Below are 18,731 nucleotides of genomic sequence, written 5' to 3'. Positions count from 1 at the left end.
GTCATGTCCAGGTTCAGTTCGGCTTCCCGCCTTCGTCGCGTCGCGATCTCTGGTCTGCTGCTGGCAGTTTGCGCGCTGGCGAGCGGCTGCTCCTCGATCGACCGCCTGTCGCAGATCGGCGAGCAACCGAAATTGTCGGCGATCGACAATCCGACGACGCAGCCCGGCTACAAGCCGGTGCAGATGCCGATGCCGAAGCCGGAAGTCGCCTCCTACAATCCGAACTCATTGTGGCGCAACGGCAGCCGCGCCTTCTTCAAGGACCAGCGCGCGACCCATGTCGGCGACCTCCTGACCGTGACCGTGAACATCACCGACAAGGCCAACATCGCCAACGAGACCCAGCGCAGCCGAACCGCCAAGGAGGATTCGGGGATTACGGATTTCATCGGCAGCAAGACGGTCACGCAGCCGCTCAAGATCCTGCCCGGCCGCCTTCTCACCACCGACTCGACATCCTCCGCCGACGGCAAGGGCTCGGTCAATCGCACGGAGGCCTTGCAGACCAACGTCGCCGCGGTCGTGACCCAGGTGCTGCCGAACGGCAACCTCGTCGTCGAAGGCAAGCAGGAGATCCGCGTCAACTACGAGATCCGCGAGCTCATCGTCGCCGGCATCGTCCGCCCCGAAGACATCCAGAGCGACAACACCATCGATTCCAGCAAGATCGCACAGGCCCGCATCGCCTATGGCGGCCGCGGCCAGATCACGGACGTGCAGCAGCCGCGCTACGGCCAGCAGGTCATGGACGTGCTGTTGCCCTTCTAAGCCTCTCCCGAGCTCCCACATCGTGTTCGCGAACCTAGGCGCGAACGACGATGTACTACGCGGCCCTCGCTAGCTCCCCTGGCGAGGGCCGCATGTATTTTGTAAAGCCGATTGGGACGACTGACGGCGGGGATTGCCGTAGGAGCCTCACGTAAACTCCGCCTCCACCACGCCCAGCCCGTCCAGCTCCATCCGCACCTTGTCGCCGGCCTTCAGCCACAGCGTCTTCACCAGGCTCCCCGTCAGCACGAGTTGCCCCGCGTGCAGACCCTTGCTTTCGGCGGCGAGGTGGTTGGCGAGCCAGGCGAGTGCGTTGTGGGGGTGGCCGAGCACGTCGGCGCCGGTGCCGTGGCTGACCTCTTCGCCATTGACGATGGCGCGGCCCTTGACCGCCTTCAGATCCGGCACCGACGAGCGCGGCACCGCCTCACCCAGCACGCAGCCGGCGGCGAAGAAATCGTCGGCGATCAACGTCGGCGCGCCCATCGACTCCCACTTCACATAGCGGTCGTCGACGATCTCGATCGCGGGATGATAGAACTCAACGGCCTCGCCGACCCATTCGGCCGTGAACGGCGCCTCGCCGGCGGCGAGGTCGCGCTTCAATCGCACCGCGATCTCGCACTCGACGCCGACACGGACATAGTCGGCAGCCGCGAGCTTGGCCCCGCTCTCGTGCACGCCCTTCTGGAACACGCTGCCGCCGCAGGGATGCGGGATGCCGATATAGTCCTGCATCACCTGGCTGGTGCAGCCGATCTTGTAGCCGACCAGCGGCCCGACATGCGGCAGCAGCAGATCGTGCAGCGCGCGCTGGACCTGATAGCCCTCGGCTTCGTCGGCCGGTGGATGGTCCAGCGCCGCGAGCGGCGCGTGGTTACGGCGCGCGAGCGCAATCGCCTTTGCGGCTTTGAGAATCTTGTCCATCGGCGCCGGCTCCCACGCTACGCAATTGAGGTCGGCACTTCAGCATCCCCGCCGGGGCGTGACAAGCGCGGGCCAAAGGCAAAGGACGGCCCAAGGGCGCCCTCAGCCCTTGACGAGGCCGAGCCGGATCAGGCTCTCGGCCGTCGCGAGGATCGCCTCAGTGTTGGAACGGGCCTGCCAGCCGAGCAGCGACCTCGCCTTGGCGCTGGTGGAATGCCGAACCCTTCCAAGCATCGGCACGACCGCGCGCAGCAGCGGAATCCGGTTCGCGGCCAGCCGCACCAGCCAGTCCGGGGCCTGGAGCCGCGGAACCCGGCGCGCCCTAGGCCCGAGTTCCCGCCGCAGCACCCTGGCGATATCGAGGATCGACATCGTCTCACCGGAGACCGCGATGAAGCGCTCGCCTTTCGCTTCGGGCGCCGTCATCGCGCGCAGGTGCAAATCGGCCACGTCGCGCACGTCGACCACGCCGAAATAGACCCGCGGCACCGCCGGCATGGCGCCGTCGAGCAGCGATTTGACGATCTCGATCGAGCCGGAGAAGTCCGGCCCGAGCACGGGGCCAAAAATGCCGGCGGGATTGACGACGGACAATTCGAGCCCACCGCCCTCGCGCGCGACGAAATCCCAGGCGGCCCGCTCGGCCAGCGTCTTGGATTTGATGTAGGGCTGCACGTCGGCGCCGTCGAGATTGGTCCAGTCGGTCTCGTCGAACGGCCTGTCGCGCGCCGGATGGCCATAGCCGATCGCGCCCAGCGACGAGGTGACGACGACCCGGCTGACGCCGGCCTCGTGTGCGGCACGCAGCACGCGCAGCGTACCGTCGCGGGCCGGGATGATCATCTCGTTCTCGTCCTTGGGAACACTGGTCGACAATGGCGAAGCGACATGGAGCACGTAATCGCAGCCGGCGACGGCCTCGCGCCAGCCGTCGTCCGCGGTGAGATCGGCGGTGAAAAAGGACAGGCTCTCCGGCGACGCAGCTCCGCCCTCGCGCAACATGGCGAGCACGTCGGCCTGCCGGTCCGGGCGGCGCACCGTGGTCCGCACCTGATGGCCGGCGGCCAGAAGTTGCAGGACGACATGGATGCCGACGAAGCCGGACCCGCCGGTGACCAGAACAATGCTCATTGCCGAATTCCCCTCCTTGCGCAGGCGGGCGAATTGGTTCCGCCACCCTGCTCAAGGCCGCATCTGGTCACTATCTCCCGGGGAACAAGTAGAATGGATTTCGAGACCGGTATGGAAAACCTGACCAGCGTTTGCGACGGCGACTGCGATTGCAGCCCCGACCCTGCCCTGCTCGCCGACTTCAAGCGGGCCATTCATGCGCTTGGCGGCAAGTGGAAGCTGGAGATCCTGTTCGCGCTGATGAACGGCGCCGTTCGCTTCGGTGCGTTGCGGCGAGCGATCGGCGGCATCACCCAGCACATGCTGACCACGCAGCTGCGCGAGCTTGAGCAGGACGGCCTGGTGTCGCGAACCGTCTTCGCGGAGAAACCTTTGAGGGTCGAGTACGAGTTGACGGATGCGGCCTATGGCCTGTTGCCGGCGTTTAAGGAAATATTGAGCTGGTCCAGGCTTTATGGCGATGCGCGCCTTGTGGCGTCGCAGCAAGCCTGATTGCAGCCAAGCCTGATTGCAGCGATGTGTGAAGCTGCCGGATCGTTGCCTCAGCCTTCGAGTCGATCTCGTTGATGCGACTCGCAAAACCTCCCCCACCTGAAGTGAAGGCTGTTTCTCATCCGAACTTACGTGAGCTCGGAGGAAGTGACTCTAGCCCATTGATCGTGATTCACTTTTCGCGATCGCTGATGCGCGTCGCGGCAAGCGGCAGACAAAATGCTGATCACGGCGCTCAAGCTGCACCGTGAGCCCAAAAACAAAGAGCCGCATCGCTGCGGCTCGGACTCTATTCGTCGCGGTAGACCTTCTCGCGTTTCTCGTGGCGCTCCTGCGCTTCCACCGAGAGCGTTGCGATGGGCCGGGCTTCGAGCCGTTTCAAAGAGATCGGCTCGCCGGTGTCCTCGCAATAGCCGTAGGTGTTGTCCTCGATACGCTGGAGCGCGGCGTCGATCTTGGCGATCAACTTGCGCTGGCGGTCGCGGGCGCGGAGTTCGATGGCGCGGTCGGTTTCGGACGATGCCCGATCGGCGAGATCGGGGTGGTTCACGTTCTCCTCCTGCAGAGCCTGCAGCGTGAGCTTGGACTCTTTGAGGATCTCATCCTTCCAGGCGAGGAGCTTCAAACGGAAGTACTCCTTCTGCCGGTCGTTCATGAAAGGCTCTTTTTCGGTCGGTCGGTAGTTTTTCAACTTTTCCAAGGGCGGCCTATCTGTCTAAGCAACGACTCGCAACGGAACGGGGTCCGTTAAGCCGGGCTTATATAGCGGCCTCCTGTGACAGACAATATTTCCCTGATCGTTCGGTTAGCGCCCCCAAGCCCTTGCACAGGAAGGTTTATCCTGGAGAACCCGGGGGCGGCCGAAGGCCTAGTAACCGACCGTGAAACGCTGCCTTGGATGGGCCGGCCGCTCGATCTCGTCGGCGAGCGCAATGGCGTAGTCGGCGAAGCTGATCCAGCTTTTCCCGTTCGCATCTGCGAGAAGCTGATCGGTCCCGAGCCGGAACTTGCCGGTTCGTTCCCCCTCGATGAAGAGGGCCGACGGCGAGATGAAGGTCCAGTTCGGGTCCTTTTCCTCTCGCAGCAGGTCAAGGAAAGCCCCGCCCGCCTCCGCTTCGGCCTTGTATTGGGCGGGAAAACCGGGGGTTGTAACCAGTTTGACGCCGGGAGCGACTTCCAGGCTGCCGGCACCGCCGACAACGAGGTAGCGACCAACGCCGGACGCCTTCGCCGCGCCGATCAGCTTGAGCGGGTCGCTGGCCAGGAAGTGCACGGAACTCACGGCGACGTCATGCCCGGCCCACAGCTTGGCAAGGCCGGCCTGGTCGAGCACGTCGCCCTTGGTGGACGTGACGTTCGGCAGGGTCGCGATCTTCTCGGGGTTCCGGGCGATTGCCGTGACGGCATGGCCGCGGCGCGACAGTTCCTTGGTGATCTCCGACCCGGCCCGGCCCGAGGCGCCGGCGACTGCGATTTTCATGGAAGGCTCCTTTGCTTCTTTTGGTAACTAACGGTTACTAGATATCGCAACGGATGCTGGTGTTAAGAGAGCACTTTGTGCTTACCTGATTACGCAAGAGTAACCGGGACCCGTCACCGGCGCGCGAGCCGCAAGGGGCCAAACGGATCGTGAGGACTTGACGATGAAGCCAGACGTCTATGCAGCGAACTGCCCCACGCGCCAGATCCTCGACCGCGTCGGCGACAAATGGGCGGTGCTGATCCTGCTGCTGCTGCGCGAGGAGCCGATGCGCTTCAATCAGTTGCGCCGAACGATTGAAGGCATTTCGCAGAAGATGTTGAGCCAGGTTCTCAAGTCGCTCGAGCGCGACGGCCTGATCAAGCGTCACGCCATCGCAACCGTACCGGTGACGGTGGAGTATTCGATCACGCAGCTCGGGGGGACGCTCGCGGCCGCCGTCGATCCCCTGCGCGATTGGGCCGAGCAGAATCTGAAGGACGTGCTCGCCGCCCAGCGCCGCTACGACACGCAGCAGAAGGACGAAGCGGCCTAAGCCTGCCCGGCCTTGGCCAGCTCGACCTCGACGCGCAGCTCGATCTCGGACAGCAGGGAATCCAAACTAGGATCGCCCGAGGATGATTTCAGGTTCGCCGCGGCATCGCGCAGCCGCATCACGGTCGAGGCGTCGAGATTGCCGGACAGTAATCCCATCTTGAGATCGTCGAGCACGTCGAGCGCGGTCCTGCCACGGGCGACCGAGCGCTTGCGGCGCTCGACCGGATCTTCGTCGATGCCTTGCAGTGCGAGCAGCCCATCGATGTTCGCGGCCGCCTTCGGTGCGGCAGCGCCCCGCGTCTCCTGCGCCGACGAGGTGTCGGGCAGCACGAAGGTGCCGGAGCTCGTCCGCCTGGCCTGGCTGGCCGGCGTACCAAGCGTGGTGCCGTTCGGTCCGTAGATGCGCATCGCAGGAATCCGGGTGATCGATGCCGTCACCTTCGCCGTCTTATGGTTAACGGCGCGTAAACGGCCCGGCAAAATCTGCCGAGAGGCGGCAGTTTCGCTCCTCAGGGAGAACGCTCCCTGACACCGGTGGAAACAGGTTTATTCAACCTATTCAATCGCGTAACCCCGCTGCCCCGCGTTGGCACAGCACTCGCAAGGAAAGCGTCGGACCAGCTCGTCATGGGAGTGTCGAAGATGGTTCGAGATGTGAGGAGCCTCGGGGAGCAGAGGATGCCAGGCGTTCGTTGGGTGAGGATTGTTGGGGTGGCCTGCGCCGCGCTGTCAGCGCTGGCGCTCTCGGTCACGCCTGCAAGCGCGACATCGCGCATCAAGGACCTCGCCAATATCGAGGGCGTGCGGCAGAACCAGCTCATCGGCTACGGCCTCGTCGTCGGCCTCAACGGCACCGGCGACACGCTCAACAACATCCCCTTCACCAAGCAGTCGCTGCAAGCGATGCTCGAGCGCATGGGCGTCAACATCCGCGGCGCCACCATCCGCACCGGCAACGTCGCCGCCGTGATGGTCACGGGCAATCTGCCGGCCTTCGCCACCCAGGGCACGCGCATGGACGTCACCGTCTCCGCGCTGGGCGACGCCAAGGATCTGCGCGGCGGCACCCTGCTGGTCACGCCCCTGCTCGGCGCCGACGGCAATGTCTACGCGGTCGGACAGGGCTCGCTCGCGATCTCCGGCTTCCAGGCCGAAGGCGAAGCCGCGAAAATCGTGCGCGGCGTTCCGACCGTCGGCCGCATCGCCAACGGCGCCATCATCGAGCGCGAGATCGAGTTCGCACTCAATCGGCTGCCGAATGTGCGGCTCGCGCTGCGCAACGCCGACTTCACCACGGCCAAGCGGATCGCGGCCGCGATCAACGACTATCTTGGCGTCAAGACGGCCGAGCCGATCGATCCCTCGACGGTGCAGCTTTCGATCCCGCCGGAGTTCAAGGGCAACGTCGTCGCCTTCCTCACCGAGATCGAGCAGCTCCAGGTCGATCCTGATCTCGCCGCCAAGATCGTCATCGACGAACGCAGCGGCATCATCGTGATGGGCCGCGACGTTCGCGTCGCAACCGTCGCGGTGGCGCAAGGCAACCTCACAGTCACCATCTCCGAGAGCCCGCAGGTCAGCCAGCCCAACCCGCTGTCACGCGGGCGCACCGTGGTCACGCCGCGCACCGGCGTCAGCGTCGTCGAGGACGGCAAGAAGTTCGCCGTCGTCAAGGACGGCGTCTCGCTTCAGCAGCTCGTCGACGGCCTCAACGGCCTCGGCATCGGCCCGCGCGACCTCATCAGCATCCTCCAGGCGATCAAGGCCGCCGGCGCGATCGAAGCCGACATCGAGGTGATGTGATGCAGACCAGCATGATCACCCCCCCCCACGTCGTCACCTCCTCGGCCTTCTCGGTGGAGAGCCGCAACGGCCGGCCCGACTTCGAGCTCGCCGCCGCGTTGCAGAAGGTCTCGCCACAGCAGCAGTCCAAGGCGCAGAAGACCGCCACCGATTTCGAGGCGATGTTCCTCAACAGCATGTTCTCGCAGATGACCTCGGGCCTGAAGGGCGAAGGTCCGTTCGGCGACACCCCGGGCACCGGCGTGTGGCGCTCGATGCTGACCGAGCAATATTCCAAGAACTTCGCCAAGGCCGGCGGCGTCGGTGTCGCCACCGAAGTCTACCGCACCCTCATCATGCAGCAGGCGAAAACGATCCGCACGGCATAAGGTCAACCGAGATGAACCATTTCAACGCCTCACGTCAGCCGGTGCAAGCGCAGCGCCCCAACACCGCACCCGGCAACGCCGAGGCGCGCAAGGTCGCCGAGCAGCTGATGGATTCGATGAACGCCCTGCTCGGACTGGTCGAGCGCGAGACCGAGCTCGTCCGCGCCGGCCAGGTCCGCGAAGCGATGACGCTCGAGAGCAAGAAGCAGGAGCTGTCGCGCAACTATGTCAGCGCCGTCAGCGAATTGAAGACGAACCAGGCCCAGCTCGCGAAATCCGCGCCCGAGCTGCTCTCGACGCTGCATCGGCACCACGATGCGTTCCGCGCGATGCTCCAGGTCAATCTCACCGTGCTCGCGACCGCACACGCGGTCTCCGAGAGCGTGGTGCGCGGCGTCAACGCCGAGATCCAGAAGCGCAACGTGCCCAACACCTACACGGCGGCGGGACGCCGCGCGGCTCCGGGCCCACGCCACATCACCCCGCTCGCGGTCAGCCGCTCGCTCTGAGCGCGCGCGAAAACTCCCTGCAATTTTACGAAAAACCGCGCGGCGATATCGTCGCGCGGTTAGGCACGTTTGCTTACCCGGTCTTCAATCCTGGTGTTCCATGGTTGCGTATTGAGAGGGGTTGGGATTTGACTCAGACAAGGCAACCAGGAGGCTGCCATGAGTACAGATTTCAGCATCAGGCCGGTGGGGATACCGGCCCCCGTGCAGATCATAACGACGTCCAATGCGGCGGCGAACGAGGCCGTGCAAACTGATTTGCCGGTGAGCCAGACGGTCGCCGCGAGCGATACGAGCGCGGCTGCGCGCAATGATTTGCAGAGCACCAACGACAGCGTTTCACGCCAGGTCGTTTTCAACCAGCCCGCCGCGTCCTTCGTGTTCCAGGTCGTGAACGAAAGGACCGATGCGGTTGTCGATCAGTTTCCGGATGAAGCGATGCTGCGGCGGCGCGCCTATTTCCACGCACTGGACATGAAGTCCGAGCCCCCGCGTCCACTCAGCACCGATCGCAGCGCCTGACGTTCACGCCGCGGGTCGCGACGGCCGTATCGAGGTCGTTCGAATCGGTCGCGTTACGACCGTCCCGAAAGACCGGCGGCGATGTTGCGATTGATCTCGATCAGCGGGCGGAAGTGATCGAGCTGCGGGCTCATCAGCAGCGCTGCAGTCTGGCTCAGCACGAACACGCTGATGTTGGCGATCCTCTGCCGAACGTCGAGCGGCTGCGGATTGGTGTCGCGCATCGCCTCGCTCAGGAAGATGGTCCAGAGCTTGCGGTTGAACATCAACGCCTGCGTCGTCTGCTCGTTGAAGGGATCGGCGCTGTTGATGGCGTCCTGCAGCTTGTTGGCGGCCTTCAGGAGCGTCTGCGCCTCGATATCGCGAGGAGACGCAGTGGTCGTGGCTACACGCGCGTAGGCCGAAGCAGCAGAACTCGACATCGATCACCCTGGAGGTTTCCTCGCCCGTTGTACAGGCTTAAGGATTTCTTTCCCAACCCTAGGCAGCACCGCTTAAGATTTGCTTACGTGAGAGTGCGGACGATCTCCGGACAATTACGGGTCGCGGCATCCACCTTTACCTCAAGGCTAAATCCGAGTGCGCGCACTGTAAACGATTGCATCCATCATGCGCTGATCTGAGCTAATCGACAGTTAGCGATCTCGCTCAAAACAACGGCGAAGCCTAGGCTTCGCCGTTGAATGATTCATCGTGTACGTCAGCGTCGCGCTTAGCGGAGGAGCTGAAGCACGCTCTGCTGCGACTGGTTGGCGAGCGACAGCGCGGAGACTGCGATCGACTGGCGCGTCGAGAGCGCCTGGCTGTTGGCCGCTTCCTCGTTGGTGTCCGCAAGCGTCAAGCTCGACGAGCCGGTCTGCAGCACGTTGATCAGGTTCTTGCTGAAGTCCTGACGGATCTGCACGATCGACAGGTTCGAACCGAGCGTCGACGCCTCGGCACGCAGCGTGGTGCTGGCCGAGTTGAGCGAAGTCAGAATGGCGTTCGCCGATTTCGAGTCCAGGAAATCAACGCCCGAGGTCAAGGGAGCAAGGTTGAGGCCGGCGTCGTTGAAGGTGACGCCCTGAATGTTCAGCGTCGAACGCCCGGTTTCGTTGAACACGAGCTTGAGCGTATCGCCGTTCAGCAGATTAACGCCGTTGTAGGAAGAGTCCTGCGCCGTGGTGTTGATTTGCGCGAGCACGTTGTTGTACTGCCCGACCAGATTGGCGCGCGTGGCTTGCGAATCCGGGTCGACGGTGGGCGCCTGCGCGATCAGGCCATAGAAGGGCTGGCCGCTCGCCGCGGCCGTGCCGCCGATTGCGCCGATCGTCGAGGACGCCGAGTCGTTGGAGGTCACGATGTTGAGATGACCGGTCGTGTCGATCGTCGCCTGCAGGTTGTTCGCCGCCAGCGCCGCGTTGAGCTGATTGAGCGTGGAAACCTGCCCGACGCCGGCGCCGAAGGTGATGCTGGTGGCGGTGCCGCCGCCGGTCGCGCCGATCGTCAACGTCTTGCCGCTGAGCGGGGGCGGAACGCGGGCGGTGGTGCCGGCAGTGAGGCCGAGCGCCGTGAGCACGTTGCCCGAGCCGGAGATCGCCAGATCCTGGCTCGTGCCGGTGCTGAGCACGAGCTTGCCGCCGGAAACGGTCGAGGCCGTGCCCGTACCCGTGATGCCGTCGATCGCGCTAAGTACCGACTGCACCGTGAGTGTGCTGCCGGCACCGATGCCGATCGTGACGTTGCCGAACGAGTCGGTGGTCGAGGTGGTTTGCGCGGTCGAGAAGGTGATCGTCTTGCCGTCGACAGTCAGGACCGAACCGTTGGTGATCGTCGTACCGAGATCGTCGGAACCCGCACCGGCGGTACCGACCAGCTTGGTCGCGCCCGTGATCGGCGCCGCGCCGCTCGTATCGTCATTGTTGACGACGGTGCCGGTGACCGTGTTGTTGGTGTATGCCGTGCCCAGCAGGTTGTTGGCGGTCGCACCGGGGACCGCGGCCGCCGTCACGTTGGACTTGGGCGAGTACCCTGTCGGGCTCTGCAGCACCTGGCTGGCGATCGATTTGGCGCTGTCGACCAGCTTTTGCAGCGAGGTGATGCCGGTGTTCGCGGCCTGCAGCACCTGCACACCGTTGCTGATGCCATCCAGGAGATTGCTGATGTCGCTGGCGCGATTGTCGAGCCCCTGTGCGGTGAAGAAGTTGGTCGGATTGTCCAGCGCCGTGTTGACCTTCTTGCCGGTTGCAAGACGTTCCTGCGTGGTGGCGAGCAGGTCGGCTGTCGACTGCAGCGACAACAGGTTCTGGCGGACTGATGCCGAGAGAACGATGTTGGACATTGGCAGATCTTCCTCTTGGAGCGCGACGCGTACGAATCGGAGCCCGCCGGTCTGGCAAATGGGCTTTTGTCTAGTTCTAGGCCCACTCCTTTAAATTAAGGTTAATGGCGGCTTAAGCCACAAGGTTAACAAGGTATTAACCGGTCAGGGTTCCCTGAAACCCGGTTCACGCCGCATCACGCGCAAAAAAACGGCGAGGCAAAAGCCCCGCCGTAATGCCTTGTTTGACGATTTTCGCCGCGTATCAGCGCAGGAGCTGCAACACGCTCTGCTGCGACTGGTTGGCCAGCGACAGCGCCGAGACCGCGATCGACTGGCGGGTCGACAGCGCCTGGCTGTTGGCCGCTTCCTCGTTGGTGTCGGCCAGCGTCAGGTTGGACGAACCGGTCTGCAGGACGTTGATCAGGTTCTTGTTGAAGTCCTGACGGATCTGCACGACCGACAGGTTCGAACCCAGCGTCGATGCTTCCGAACGCAGCGTGCTGCTGGCGGCATTGAGCGAGGTCAGGACCTTGTTGGCCGAAGCGTTGTCCAGGAAGTCGGTGCCCGAGGCGAGGGTCGAGATGTTGAGACCCGCGGTGTTGAAGGTCACACCGGTGATGCTCAGCGTCGACTTGCCGGTTTCGTTGAACGTCAGCTTCAGCGTATCGCCGTTGAGCAGGTTGACGCCGTTGAAGGAGGCATCCTGCGCGGTCGTGTTGATCTGCGCGAGCACGTTGTTGTACTGCGCAACCAAGCCTGCACGCTGGGTCTGCGAGGTCGGATCGGCAACCGGAGCCGCGATGGCAGCGCTGTGGAACGGGCCGGTGGCGGTAAAGGCCGAGCCGCCGAGCGTACCGATCGTCGAGGAGGCCGCGTCGTTCGTGGTCGTGATGGAGATCACGCCGGTCGAGTCGATCGAGGCCTGCAGGTTGTTGGCCGCCAGCGCCGAATTGAGCCCGTTCAGCGTCGAGATCTGGCCGGTGCCGGTGCCGAAGGTGATGCTGGTGGGCGTGCCGCCGCCGGTGGCTGCGATCGTCAGCGTCTGGCCGGAGATGGCGGGCGGGACGCGGGCGGTGGTGCCGGCGGTGAGACCGAGCGCGGCGAGCACGTTGCCCGAACCCGCGATCGTGAGATCCGAGGTCGTGCCGGTGCTCAGCGTGAGCTTACCAGCGGCGACAGTCGAGGCGGTGCCGGTGCCGGTGATGCCGTCGATCGCACTCAGCACGCTCTGCACCGTCAAGGTGCTGCCCGTGCCGATGCCGATGGTGACGTTGCCGGCGGTGTCGGTGGTCGAAGTGGTCTGCGCGGTCGAGAACGTGATGTTCTTGCCGTTGACCGTCAGGACCGAGCCGTTGGTGATGGCCGTAGCAAGGTCGTCGGACGTCGCGCCCGCGGTGCCAACCAGCTGGGTGGAAGCGGTGATGTTGACCGCAGTGCCCGTGTTGTCGTTCAGCACGGCGGTGCCGGCGACCGTGTTGTTGGTGTAGCCGGTGCCGAGCAGGTTGTTGGCGGTCGCGCCGGTGATGGCGGTCGAGGTCACGGTCGACTTGGTGGAGTAGCCCGTCGGGCTCTGCAGCACCTGGTTGGCAATCGACTTGGCGCTGTCCACCAGCTTCTGCAGCGAGGTGATGCCGGTGTTGGCTGCCTGGAGAACCTGAACGCCGTTGCCGATGCCATCGAGCAGATTGCCGATGTCGCTGGCGCGGTTATCAAGGCCCTGGGCGGTGAAGAAGTTGGTGGGATTATCCAGAGCCGAGTTCACCTTGCGGCCAGTCGACAGACGGGACTGGGTGGTGGCGAGGAGGTCGGCGGTGGACTGGAGGGAGAGCAGGTTCTGGCGAACCGATGCGGAGAGAACGACGGACATACTGTTACCTTTCTGGTAGCTACGCGTCCTATCTGACCAAAATTGATCAGACGACCGCCGGACCGTGCGTCCAAGCCTCTAACAATCCGTGAAATGAAACCCGCACTTTTCCCGCCGGGACGCTGAAAGCGCCCTTCGAGGCCGCGGCAGACGGCTGGACATGCCGCTATCAGCCTTGAAATTGTTGCATTTTCTGTCCGCGCCGCCGTCGTTTACGACCTGTTAACCATGTTGCGCAAGGATCGGCTCCAAATCACGAACGATCGCCCTCATCGCACGAACGCCGCGACGGATCGTTGTAAAAGGGTTGATGGAGAACAGGCATGGCTCTCAAGGTTGAGCTCAAACCGCACGAACGCATCATCGTCGGCAATTCGGTGATCACCAACACCGACCAGCGCGCCCGCCTCCTGATCGACGGCGACAACGTGCCGATCCTGCGCGAGCGCGACATCCTCACGCCGGAGACCGCCGACACGCCGGCCAAGCTCGTCTATCTCGCAGTCCAGCTCATGTACATCTCGCCGGATCCGCAGAGCCAGCACGGCACCTACTTCAACCTTGTGCGCGACATCGTCACCGCGGTGCCGAGCGCCTGGCCGATCATCGAAAGCATCAACAACAACATCATGAGCGGCGATCTCTATCGGGCGCTGAAGGATGCCCGCAAGCTGATCGCCTATGAAGAGAAGCTGCGGGACCAGTACCAAGCGACGCATCCCAAGGGCGACGTCAGCTCGGCCGCCTGATCGGCACGCATCAACCTGCCCAAACGACAACGGCCCCGGATCATCTCCGGGGCCGTTGTCGTTTCAGCTGCGTTCCTGGTCACTGCGCCGCCAGCGGCGGCGCCTCGATCTCGATCAGACCATCGCCGGTCCGCCGCGCGCCGAACTCCAGCACCGCAGCCACAAGCGCGTCGATGTCCGTCTCGTCGGTACGGTGATTGACGATGGCAGCGCGGATCGCGAACCTGCCGTCCAGCGTCGTGCTCGAGGGCGCCGCAACGCCGGACTCCTGGACATCGGCGACGATCTCGCGATTGACCGCATCGTCGGCGCGGTAGCGGAAGCAGACGATGTTGAGGTTCACCGGTGCCAGCAATTCCAGCCGCGGCTCGGCCAGCACGCGCGTCTCCAGATATTTCGCCAGCGCGCAGCTTCGCGCGATCACCGCGCCCAGCCGGTCGGTGCCGAACGTCTTCAGCGTGAACCAGGTCTTCAGCGCGCGGAAGCCGCGCGACAGGTCGGGGCCGAGATCGCAGGGCCAGACTGCACCAGCCGCAAGGCCCCTCGCCTCGCGGCGCAGATAGGCCGCGGGCTGCGCAAAGGCCTGCCGGTGCTGCTCGCCGTCGCGCACCAGCAGGAAGCCGGCGTCGTAAGGCACCTGCCCCCATTTGTGGAAGTCGAGCGCAATGGAATCGGCGAGCTCGATGCCGCCGAGCATGGGCGCGAGCTCGGGCGAGAAGATCGCGAGCGCCCCGAAGGCGCCATCGACGTGAAACCAGATTCCTTCCTCGCGGCACAGCGCAGCGATGGCCTTGAGGTCGTCGATCGCGCCGATATCGACCGTGCCGGCGGAAGCGACGACGAGAAACGGCTTGAAGCCGACCTCGCGGTCGACAGCGATCTGCGTGCGTAGCGCGGCGACGTCGATGCGATGATCGGCATCGACGCCGATCTTGCGCAGCGCATCGGTGCCGAGCCCGGCAATGTCCATCGCCCTGGAGACACAGCCATGCGCAGCCTGCGACGTGTAGGCCGTGAGCAGCGCGCCGTCATTGCCGATGCCGTGCTGCCGCGCCAGCGTCCAGAGCGCAGCGGTGCGCGCCACCAGCACCGCCATCAAATTGGCCATCGACGTGCCCGTGACGAAGATGCCGCTCGCACTCTCCGGGAAGGCAAACAGGCGCCGCATCCACGCGACGATCTGGCGCTCGACTTCAATCGGCATGTGATCGCGTCCGCCGAGATTGGCATTGAGGCCAGCTGCGAGCATCTCCGCGAGCATGCCGACCGCGGTGCCGCCGCCGTGCACCCAGCCCATGAACCCGGGATGGACGTTGCCGGTCGCATAGGGCGCGACATGCTCGGCGAATTCGCGATAGACATCGGCAAGGTCGCTCGCCTCGCGCGGCACGTCGGCCTTCAATGCCGCGCGGATGCCGTCGGGAATCGGCTGCCACGCCGGCCGCGTGCGGACATTGGCGATGCCGTCGATCGCCTCGTCCAGCATGCGATGGGCGAGCGTGCGAAATTCGCTCCAGTCCTGCGGATCGAGCGAAGCCTGCGCGACGGAGCTTTGCGCGTTGCGGATGATCTCGTTCATGCTGCGCTCGCCTTGCCCTCTCCTGCGTGCCGCGACAGCATCGCCGTGAACGCGGCAAAGATCTTGCGCATCTGCGGCGGCTTGTACGGAAACACGACCGGCGGATCCATGTTGTGCACGACGGCGGTGTTGTCGGCTTCGAAGACCAGCAGCTCGCGGTCCTGGTTCTCGGCGCAATCGACGATGAAATAATCGAGGCCGACGCGCCGGCTCATCTCGTCGAGCGCGGCCTTGTGGCGCGCGGCGAAGGCGTAGTCGAAGTCCAGCATGAAGACGGCCTCTTCAGCCCGCTTCTCCTCGCTGAACGCCATGTAGGCGTTGAGATACCAGATGTCCCAGCGATCGGCGATCGCCATGTGGCAGGCGTAGGGCTTGCCGTCGACCATCGCGAGACGGTACTTGCGGTAGAGCCTGTCGGGGCTCACATAATCGACGAAGCGCGCGACAAAGAAATCCTGCTCCTCGCGCTCGGCGAGATAGGCCGCGAGTGCCGGCGCATCGTCGAGCTTCGCGAGCCCGACACCGGCATGCGTGCCGCGCGGCCGCGCGATCATCGGAAAGCGTAATTCGCCGGCGATGTCCTCGCAAGCGATCCGGCCCTGCGCGAGATCCATCAATTGCGCGCGCGTGGCGTGGATGGTCGATGGAATCTCGAGACCAGGGATGCCCGCCAGCAGCCGATACAGCTTGTCGCGATCGAGGTTGCCGATGAGATCGGGGCGATTGAGCAGCGGACGCGGCCAGTGCGGCGCAGCCTTTTCGATCAGGGCCAGTGTTTCCCGGCATTCCTCGGAATCGGATGCAACCACGATGGCAACGTCGTGATCGGGCAACGTTTCAGGCAAGCCGACATCCTTGGTCACATAGAGCGTCAGCAGCTCGAAATCGGAGCCTTCGAGCAGGAATTCGATCGGCGTGTTGCCGCCCATGTCGATGTCGGCCGCAAGGGCGAGCACGCGCAAGCCGGGCTTCGGAGCCGCAGCGGGCGTGCGAAACAATTGATGGAAGGTCAGCACCTCCGACTGGATCGCCAGCCCCGCCGCCTTGTCGCCGAGTAGCTGGACGATCAGCGATAGGTCAAGGCCTTCGCCCGCGTGCGCTGCTCCTTCCGTGATCCGCGTGACGAGCTGATCGCGCAGTGGCTGCAGATCGACACCTTCGAACGCCTGGCGCGTCAGCTGCGCAAAGCCGATGCGGTCGGCATAGTTCGGCACGGTCACGCCGATCGGCGCGGAAACTGGATGCTGCATCTCATACCTCGAACGCGGACTTTTCCGGTGCGGTTGCGGCTGCGCCGCGGTCAAGCAGCAGCTCGATCTTCACCAGGACATGGGCGATGCGATCGAGCAGGTGCTGCACATTGCATCGTGCCTGCGCCATATCCGGCGACCAGGCCTCGGTCACGAGCCGGGCGCCGACGCAGAGGCGCAGCACGGCTTGCGGCGCATCGTCCTGCCGCTCCAGCCGGACCGGCTGGCCGATCAGGCTGCGCTGGACGGCGATCTGCCGGTCCGCCGCGCTGCCGCTGATTTCGTCGTTCATGTCACGCCGCAGCGCCCGATGGACGGCGCCGGTCTCGGCCATCGAGACCGGCTTGCCGTCGCGCAGCAGCATGAACGGAAAGATCGTGGCGTGCGCGAACTCCTCGTCGTCCCCGGCAGTCTTCTCGGTCGCCGTTGGAACGGGTTGAAGCGACGGCGACAGCGCGATCATGCTGTCGATGCCGGCGGCAAGCTCGGCCAGCGCCCTGACGCGGAAAGCTCCGGGCACGGCGTAGTAGCCGCCGATCTCCGCGAGCGCCGCCTCCCAGCGCAGCCATTGTCCGAAATTCGGCCGACGCTCGAAGCGTGAGCGCAGCGCCGTCCAGGCCATCGGCCAATCGCAGCGGCCGGCATAGTCGAAGAAGCCCGGCGCAATCCCCTCAATGCGGTCGAGCGACCGCGAAAACCCTTTCGGCACCAGCACCGCGCCGCTGAAGGCAGGGCCACCGAAGAATTTCGAGCCGGTGATCAGCACCATATAGCCGCGGTCGAGATAGGAGCGCAGCCGGCGGCGGCCGAGCCGCGCCTGACAGGCGTCGACGACGACCTGAACCTTGCGCGGCCAGCGCCGCGCGATCTCATCGAGACAGGTCACGCCCGGCGCGCGCCAGCCGAGCTTCGAGGAATCCATGATCTGAAGCAGCACGGGCGCACCTTGCGCGATCGTCGCTTCGATCGCCTCCAGCACCGCGGCATCTGTGTCGGCGCGCATCGCGATCCCGGGCCCGGCCCGAAGCAGCGGCAACGTCACGCTGGCGCCGGCGAGTCCGGCAACCGCGCCGTCCTTGCGCACGACAAGGCCGCTCGCCGTCATGGAGCTGAAATGGTGACCGCGCGCGGTCTGGGCCGTGCCGCTACCGGTCTGGTCGGCGCCGACCACGATCGTCACTGGAGGCGCGCCGAGCACCGCACGCGCCAGGAACAGGGCGTGAAGCTGGGAATCGGTGCCAGACGGCGAGAACACGACGTCGACGCGCGGCGAGAGCTGGAGATGGCCGCGCAACTCCTCGCGCATGTCCTCGCAGCGCGCATCGAAGGCGATCTCGACCTCGTCGAACAGGCACCTGTGCATCAGCTCTTCGCGCGCCAGCGCGGCGCGGTCATAGGCGAGTTGCGAGATCGTCGATGCCGTCGAGGAGGCGAAATTCCAGATCTCGGGTTCCGGCGAGGCCGCACAGCCATAGGCATTGACGCGATCCCCAGCGTCGAGCGCCAGCCGCGGATCTCCGCCGGAGACGAGCAGCGTGTCCAATGGCGTGAAGAGATCGCGCAGGCGGTAGCGCGAGCCGCCGTCGAATGTGCGCTCGGGGACTGACAGACCGGATGCGCCGGCGCTCATCCCGGAAGGCTCACGCCGCATCGGCAGCTGCCGCAGGCGCGGCTGCGAATTGCGAGGCGATGTCGCCGTGGAACACCGACGGCCCGACGTGATCCAGCGAGCTCTCGATGTCGGCCCAGATCTCGCCGCCGATGTCGGTCCAGCGCTTGCAGAAGGCGAAGTCCTCGGAGAGATACGTCCCCGTCGCCGGATCGATCATGCATTCGAACAGCGCGAAGCGGTTCTGGCTCGCCGCCAGCGTGTCGTGCGAATGCTCGCGGAAGAATTGCAGACCGGCATAGTTGGGATGGCGGCACATCGCCTCCAGCACGTGGCGGCGGATCATCAGGAAGCCGGTGCCGGCGTAGCGCACGCGGGTAAAACCGTTGACCACCACGATGCGGTCGGGATCCTCGATCTCGAGCACATAATCGAGCGCGGCCGCCGGCACATCCGCGCGGCCGGACTCGATCGCCCGCCTCGCCTTGTCCCAGTTGACCCGCTTGATCGGATAACAGCCGGCGACGACATCCGCGCCGCATTCGATCAGCCGGAACACCTGCTCGGGCTTGAAGCCGATGTCGGCGTCGATGAACAGGAAATGGGTCGCCTTTGGATCGTCGAGAAACATCGCGGCCAGATTGGCACGCGCGCGCGTGATCAGCGCATCGCCGTCACGCAGGAGCACCTTGAGCTCGAGATTGGACATGCCGTGCACGGCGCGCTGGAGCGCGAAGATCGAGCTCGCATAAATGCTCGAGACCTGCCCGCCGAAGCACGGCGTGGCCACCACCAGCTGCATCTTGTCCGACATCGACGGCCCCCGCCCCGCTCAACT

General features: G+C 64.8%; 20 protein-coding genes. 8 read left to right on the top strand and 12 right to left on the bottom strand.

Going from position 1 to position 18,731, the window contains the following annotated elements; translation table 11 throughout:
* Nucleotides 1-3: 3 nt before the first annotated feature.
* Nucleotides 4-768 (top strand): flagellar basal body L-ring protein FlgH, encoded by a 765-nt coding sequence (gene flgH, locus AB7290_RS14455; protein ID WP_063982276.1) that lies wholly within the window; start codon nucleotides 4-6, stop codon nucleotides 766-768.
* A gap of 147 nt (nucleotides 769-915) precedes the next feature.
* Here the strand turns inward: flgH and AB7290_RS14450 are convergent, their stop codons facing one another.
* On the bottom strand, nucleotides 916-1,695 hold the full coding sequence (locus tag AB7290_RS14450; protein WP_085405902.1) for a 2-keto-4-pentenoate hydratase: 780 nt from the start codon (nucleotides 1,693-1,695) through the stop codon (nucleotides 916-918).
* A 102-nt stretch (nucleotides 1,696-1,797) separates the two neighbouring features.
* Nucleotides 1,798-2,826, bottom strand: coding sequence for an SDR family oxidoreductase (locus AB7290_RS14445; RefSeq protein ID WP_085405901.1), 1,029 nt, complete (start codon nucleotides 2,824-2,826; stop codon nucleotides 1,798-1,800).
* A 93-nt stretch (nucleotides 2,827-2,919) separates the two neighbouring features.
* On the opposite strand from AB7290_RS14445, the gene AB7290_RS14440 reads away from it, so the two are divergent.
* Nucleotides 2,920-3,318, top strand: coding sequence for a winged helix-turn-helix transcriptional regulator (locus AB7290_RS14440; protein WP_201266287.1), 399 nt, complete (start codon nucleotides 2,920-2,922; stop codon nucleotides 3,316-3,318).
* A 289-nt stretch (nucleotides 3,319-3,607) separates the two neighbouring features.
* Here AB7290_RS14440 and dksA read toward each other — a convergent pair whose 3' ends face one another.
* Together dksA and AB7290_RS14430 are read right to left on the bottom strand one after the other, a co-directional pair.
* Nucleotides 3,608-3,973: an RNA polymerase-binding protein DksA gene (dksA, locus tag AB7290_RS14435; protein ID WP_008554760.1), complete on the bottom strand. Its 366-nt coding sequence runs from the start codon at nucleotides 3,971-3,973 to the stop codon at nucleotides 3,608-3,610.
* Nucleotides 3,974-4,186: 213 nt separating this feature from the next.
* Nucleotides 4,187-4,798, bottom strand: a complete 612-nt coding sequence (locus AB7290_RS14430) for an NAD(P)-dependent oxidoreductase (protein WP_085405900.1) — start codon at nucleotides 4,796-4,798, stop codon at nucleotides 4,187-4,189.
* A 163-nt stretch (nucleotides 4,799-4,961) separates the two neighbouring features.
* On the opposite strand from AB7290_RS14430, the gene AB7290_RS14425 reads away from it, so the two are divergent.
* Nucleotides 4,962-5,333, top strand: a complete 372-nt coding sequence (locus AB7290_RS14425; protein ID WP_085405899.1) for a winged helix-turn-helix transcriptional regulator — start codon at nucleotides 4,962-4,964, stop codon at nucleotides 5,331-5,333.
* Here the strand turns inward: AB7290_RS14425 and AB7290_RS14420 are convergent.
* Nucleotides 5,330-5,743 carry a flagellar assembly protein FliX gene (locus AB7290_RS14420; RefSeq protein WP_085405898.1) on the bottom strand — a complete coding sequence of 138 codons (414 nt, stop codon included), beginning with the start codon at nucleotides 5,741-5,743 and terminating at the stop codon, nucleotides 5,330-5,332. The two genes, AB7290_RS14425 and AB7290_RS14420, sit on opposite strands and share 4 nt — an antisense overlap.
* Before the next feature lie 270 nt (nucleotides 5,744-6,013).
* Between AB7290_RS14420 and AB7290_RS14415 the strand changes: the two genes are divergently transcribed.
* From AB7290_RS14415 to AB7290_RS14400, 4 genes are all read left to right on the top strand, one after another.
* Nucleotides 6,014-7,138 carry a flagellar basal body P-ring protein FlgI gene (locus AB7290_RS14415; protein ID WP_085405897.1) on the top strand — a complete coding sequence of 375 codons (1,125 nt, stop codon included), beginning with the start codon at nucleotides 6,014-6,016 and terminating at the stop codon, nucleotides 7,136-7,138.
* The gene (gene flgJ, locus AB7290_RS14410; RefSeq protein WP_085405896.1) at nucleotides 7,138-7,506 is read left to right on the top strand and encodes a flagellar assembly peptidoglycan hydrolase FlgJ; all 369 of its coding nucleotides are present in this window, start codon (nucleotides 7,138-7,140) and stop codon (nucleotides 7,504-7,506) included. Before AB7290_RS14415 ends, flgJ begins: the two co-directional genes overlap by 1 nt.
* A gap of 11 nt (nucleotides 7,507-7,517) precedes the next feature.
* Nucleotides 7,518-8,015, top strand: a complete 498-nt coding sequence (locus AB7290_RS14405) for a hypothetical protein (protein ID WP_085405895.1) — start codon at nucleotides 7,518-7,520, stop codon at nucleotides 8,013-8,015.
* 159 nt (nucleotides 8,016-8,174) lie between these two features.
* The gene (locus AB7290_RS14400) at nucleotides 8,175-8,537 is read left to right on the top strand and encodes a hypothetical protein (RefSeq protein ID WP_028148520.1); all 363 of its coding nucleotides are present in this window, start codon (nucleotides 8,175-8,177) and stop codon (nucleotides 8,535-8,537) included.
* A gap of 53 nt (nucleotides 8,538-8,590) precedes the next feature.
* On the opposite strand, the gene flaF is transcribed toward AB7290_RS14400, so the two are convergent.
* The 3 genes from flaF to AB7290_RS14385 form a co-directional block, all read right to left on the bottom strand.
* Nucleotides 8,591-8,959: a flagellar biosynthesis regulator FlaF gene (flaF, locus tag AB7290_RS14395; protein WP_014493991.1), complete on the bottom strand. Its 369-nt coding sequence runs from the start codon at nucleotides 8,957-8,959 to the stop codon at nucleotides 8,591-8,593.
* A 290-nt stretch (nucleotides 8,960-9,249) separates the two neighbouring features.
* Complete coding sequence (locus AB7290_RS14390) at nucleotides 9,250-10,857, bottom strand: flagellin N-terminal helical domain-containing protein (RefSeq protein WP_028148522.1); 1,608 nt, start codon at nucleotides 10,855-10,857, stop codon at nucleotides 9,250-9,252.
* A gap of 244 nt (nucleotides 10,858-11,101) precedes the next feature.
* Nucleotides 11,102-12,706 carry a flagellin N-terminal helical domain-containing protein gene (locus tag AB7290_RS14385; RefSeq protein WP_085405894.1) on the bottom strand — a complete coding sequence of 535 codons (1,605 nt, stop codon included), beginning with the start codon at nucleotides 12,704-12,706 and terminating at the stop codon, nucleotides 11,102-11,104.
* A 323-nt stretch (nucleotides 12,707-13,029) separates the two neighbouring features.
* On the opposite strand from AB7290_RS14385, the gene flbT reads away from it, so the two are divergent.
* Entirely contained in the window at nucleotides 13,030-13,455 is a 426-nt protein-coding gene (gene flbT, locus AB7290_RS14380; RefSeq protein WP_071912194.1) for a flagellar biosynthesis repressor FlbT, read from the top strand.
* Nucleotides 13,456-13,534: 79 nt separating this feature from the next.
* Here flbT and AB7290_RS14375 read toward each other — a convergent pair whose 3' ends face one another.
* The 4 genes from AB7290_RS14375 to AB7290_RS14360 are packed head-to-tail and all read right to left on the bottom strand — an operon-like array spanning nucleotide 13,535 to nucleotide 18,707.
* A complete protein-coding gene (locus AB7290_RS14375) occupies nucleotides 13,535-15,034 on the bottom strand; it encodes a pyridoxal phosphate-dependent decarboxylase family protein (RefSeq protein ID WP_085405893.1) in 1,500 nt (499 codons plus the stop codon).
* Nucleotides 15,031-16,284 carry an ATP-grasp domain-containing protein gene (locus tag AB7290_RS14370; protein ID WP_085405892.1) on the bottom strand — a complete coding sequence of 418 codons (1,254 nt, stop codon included), beginning with the start codon at nucleotides 16,282-16,284 and terminating at the stop codon, nucleotides 15,031-15,033. Before AB7290_RS14370 ends, AB7290_RS14375 begins: the two co-directional genes overlap by 4 nt.
* Before the next feature lies 1 nt (nucleotide 16,285).
* Nucleotides 16,286-17,935, bottom strand: a complete 1,650-nt coding sequence (locus AB7290_RS14365) for a hypothetical protein (RefSeq protein ID WP_085405891.1) — start codon at nucleotides 17,933-17,935, stop codon at nucleotides 16,286-16,288.
* On the bottom strand, nucleotides 17,925-18,707 hold the full coding sequence (locus AB7290_RS14360; protein ID WP_063982262.1) for a hypothetical protein: 783 nt from the start codon (nucleotides 18,705-18,707) through the stop codon (nucleotides 17,925-17,927). Before AB7290_RS14360 ends, AB7290_RS14365 begins: the two co-directional genes overlap by 11 nt.
* Nucleotides 18,708-18,731: the final 24 nt, after the last annotated feature.

The sequence above is a fragment of the Bradyrhizobium sp. 613_E4_N2_2 genome (genome assembly GCF_052075995.1).
Classification (GTDB): domain Bacteria; phylum Pseudomonadota; class Alphaproteobacteria; order Rhizobiales; family Xanthobacteraceae; genus Bradyrhizobium; species Bradyrhizobium barranii.
The sequence above is the reverse complement of the archived record's forward strand: the minus strand, read 5'-3'. Positions and strand labels throughout refer to the sequence as shown.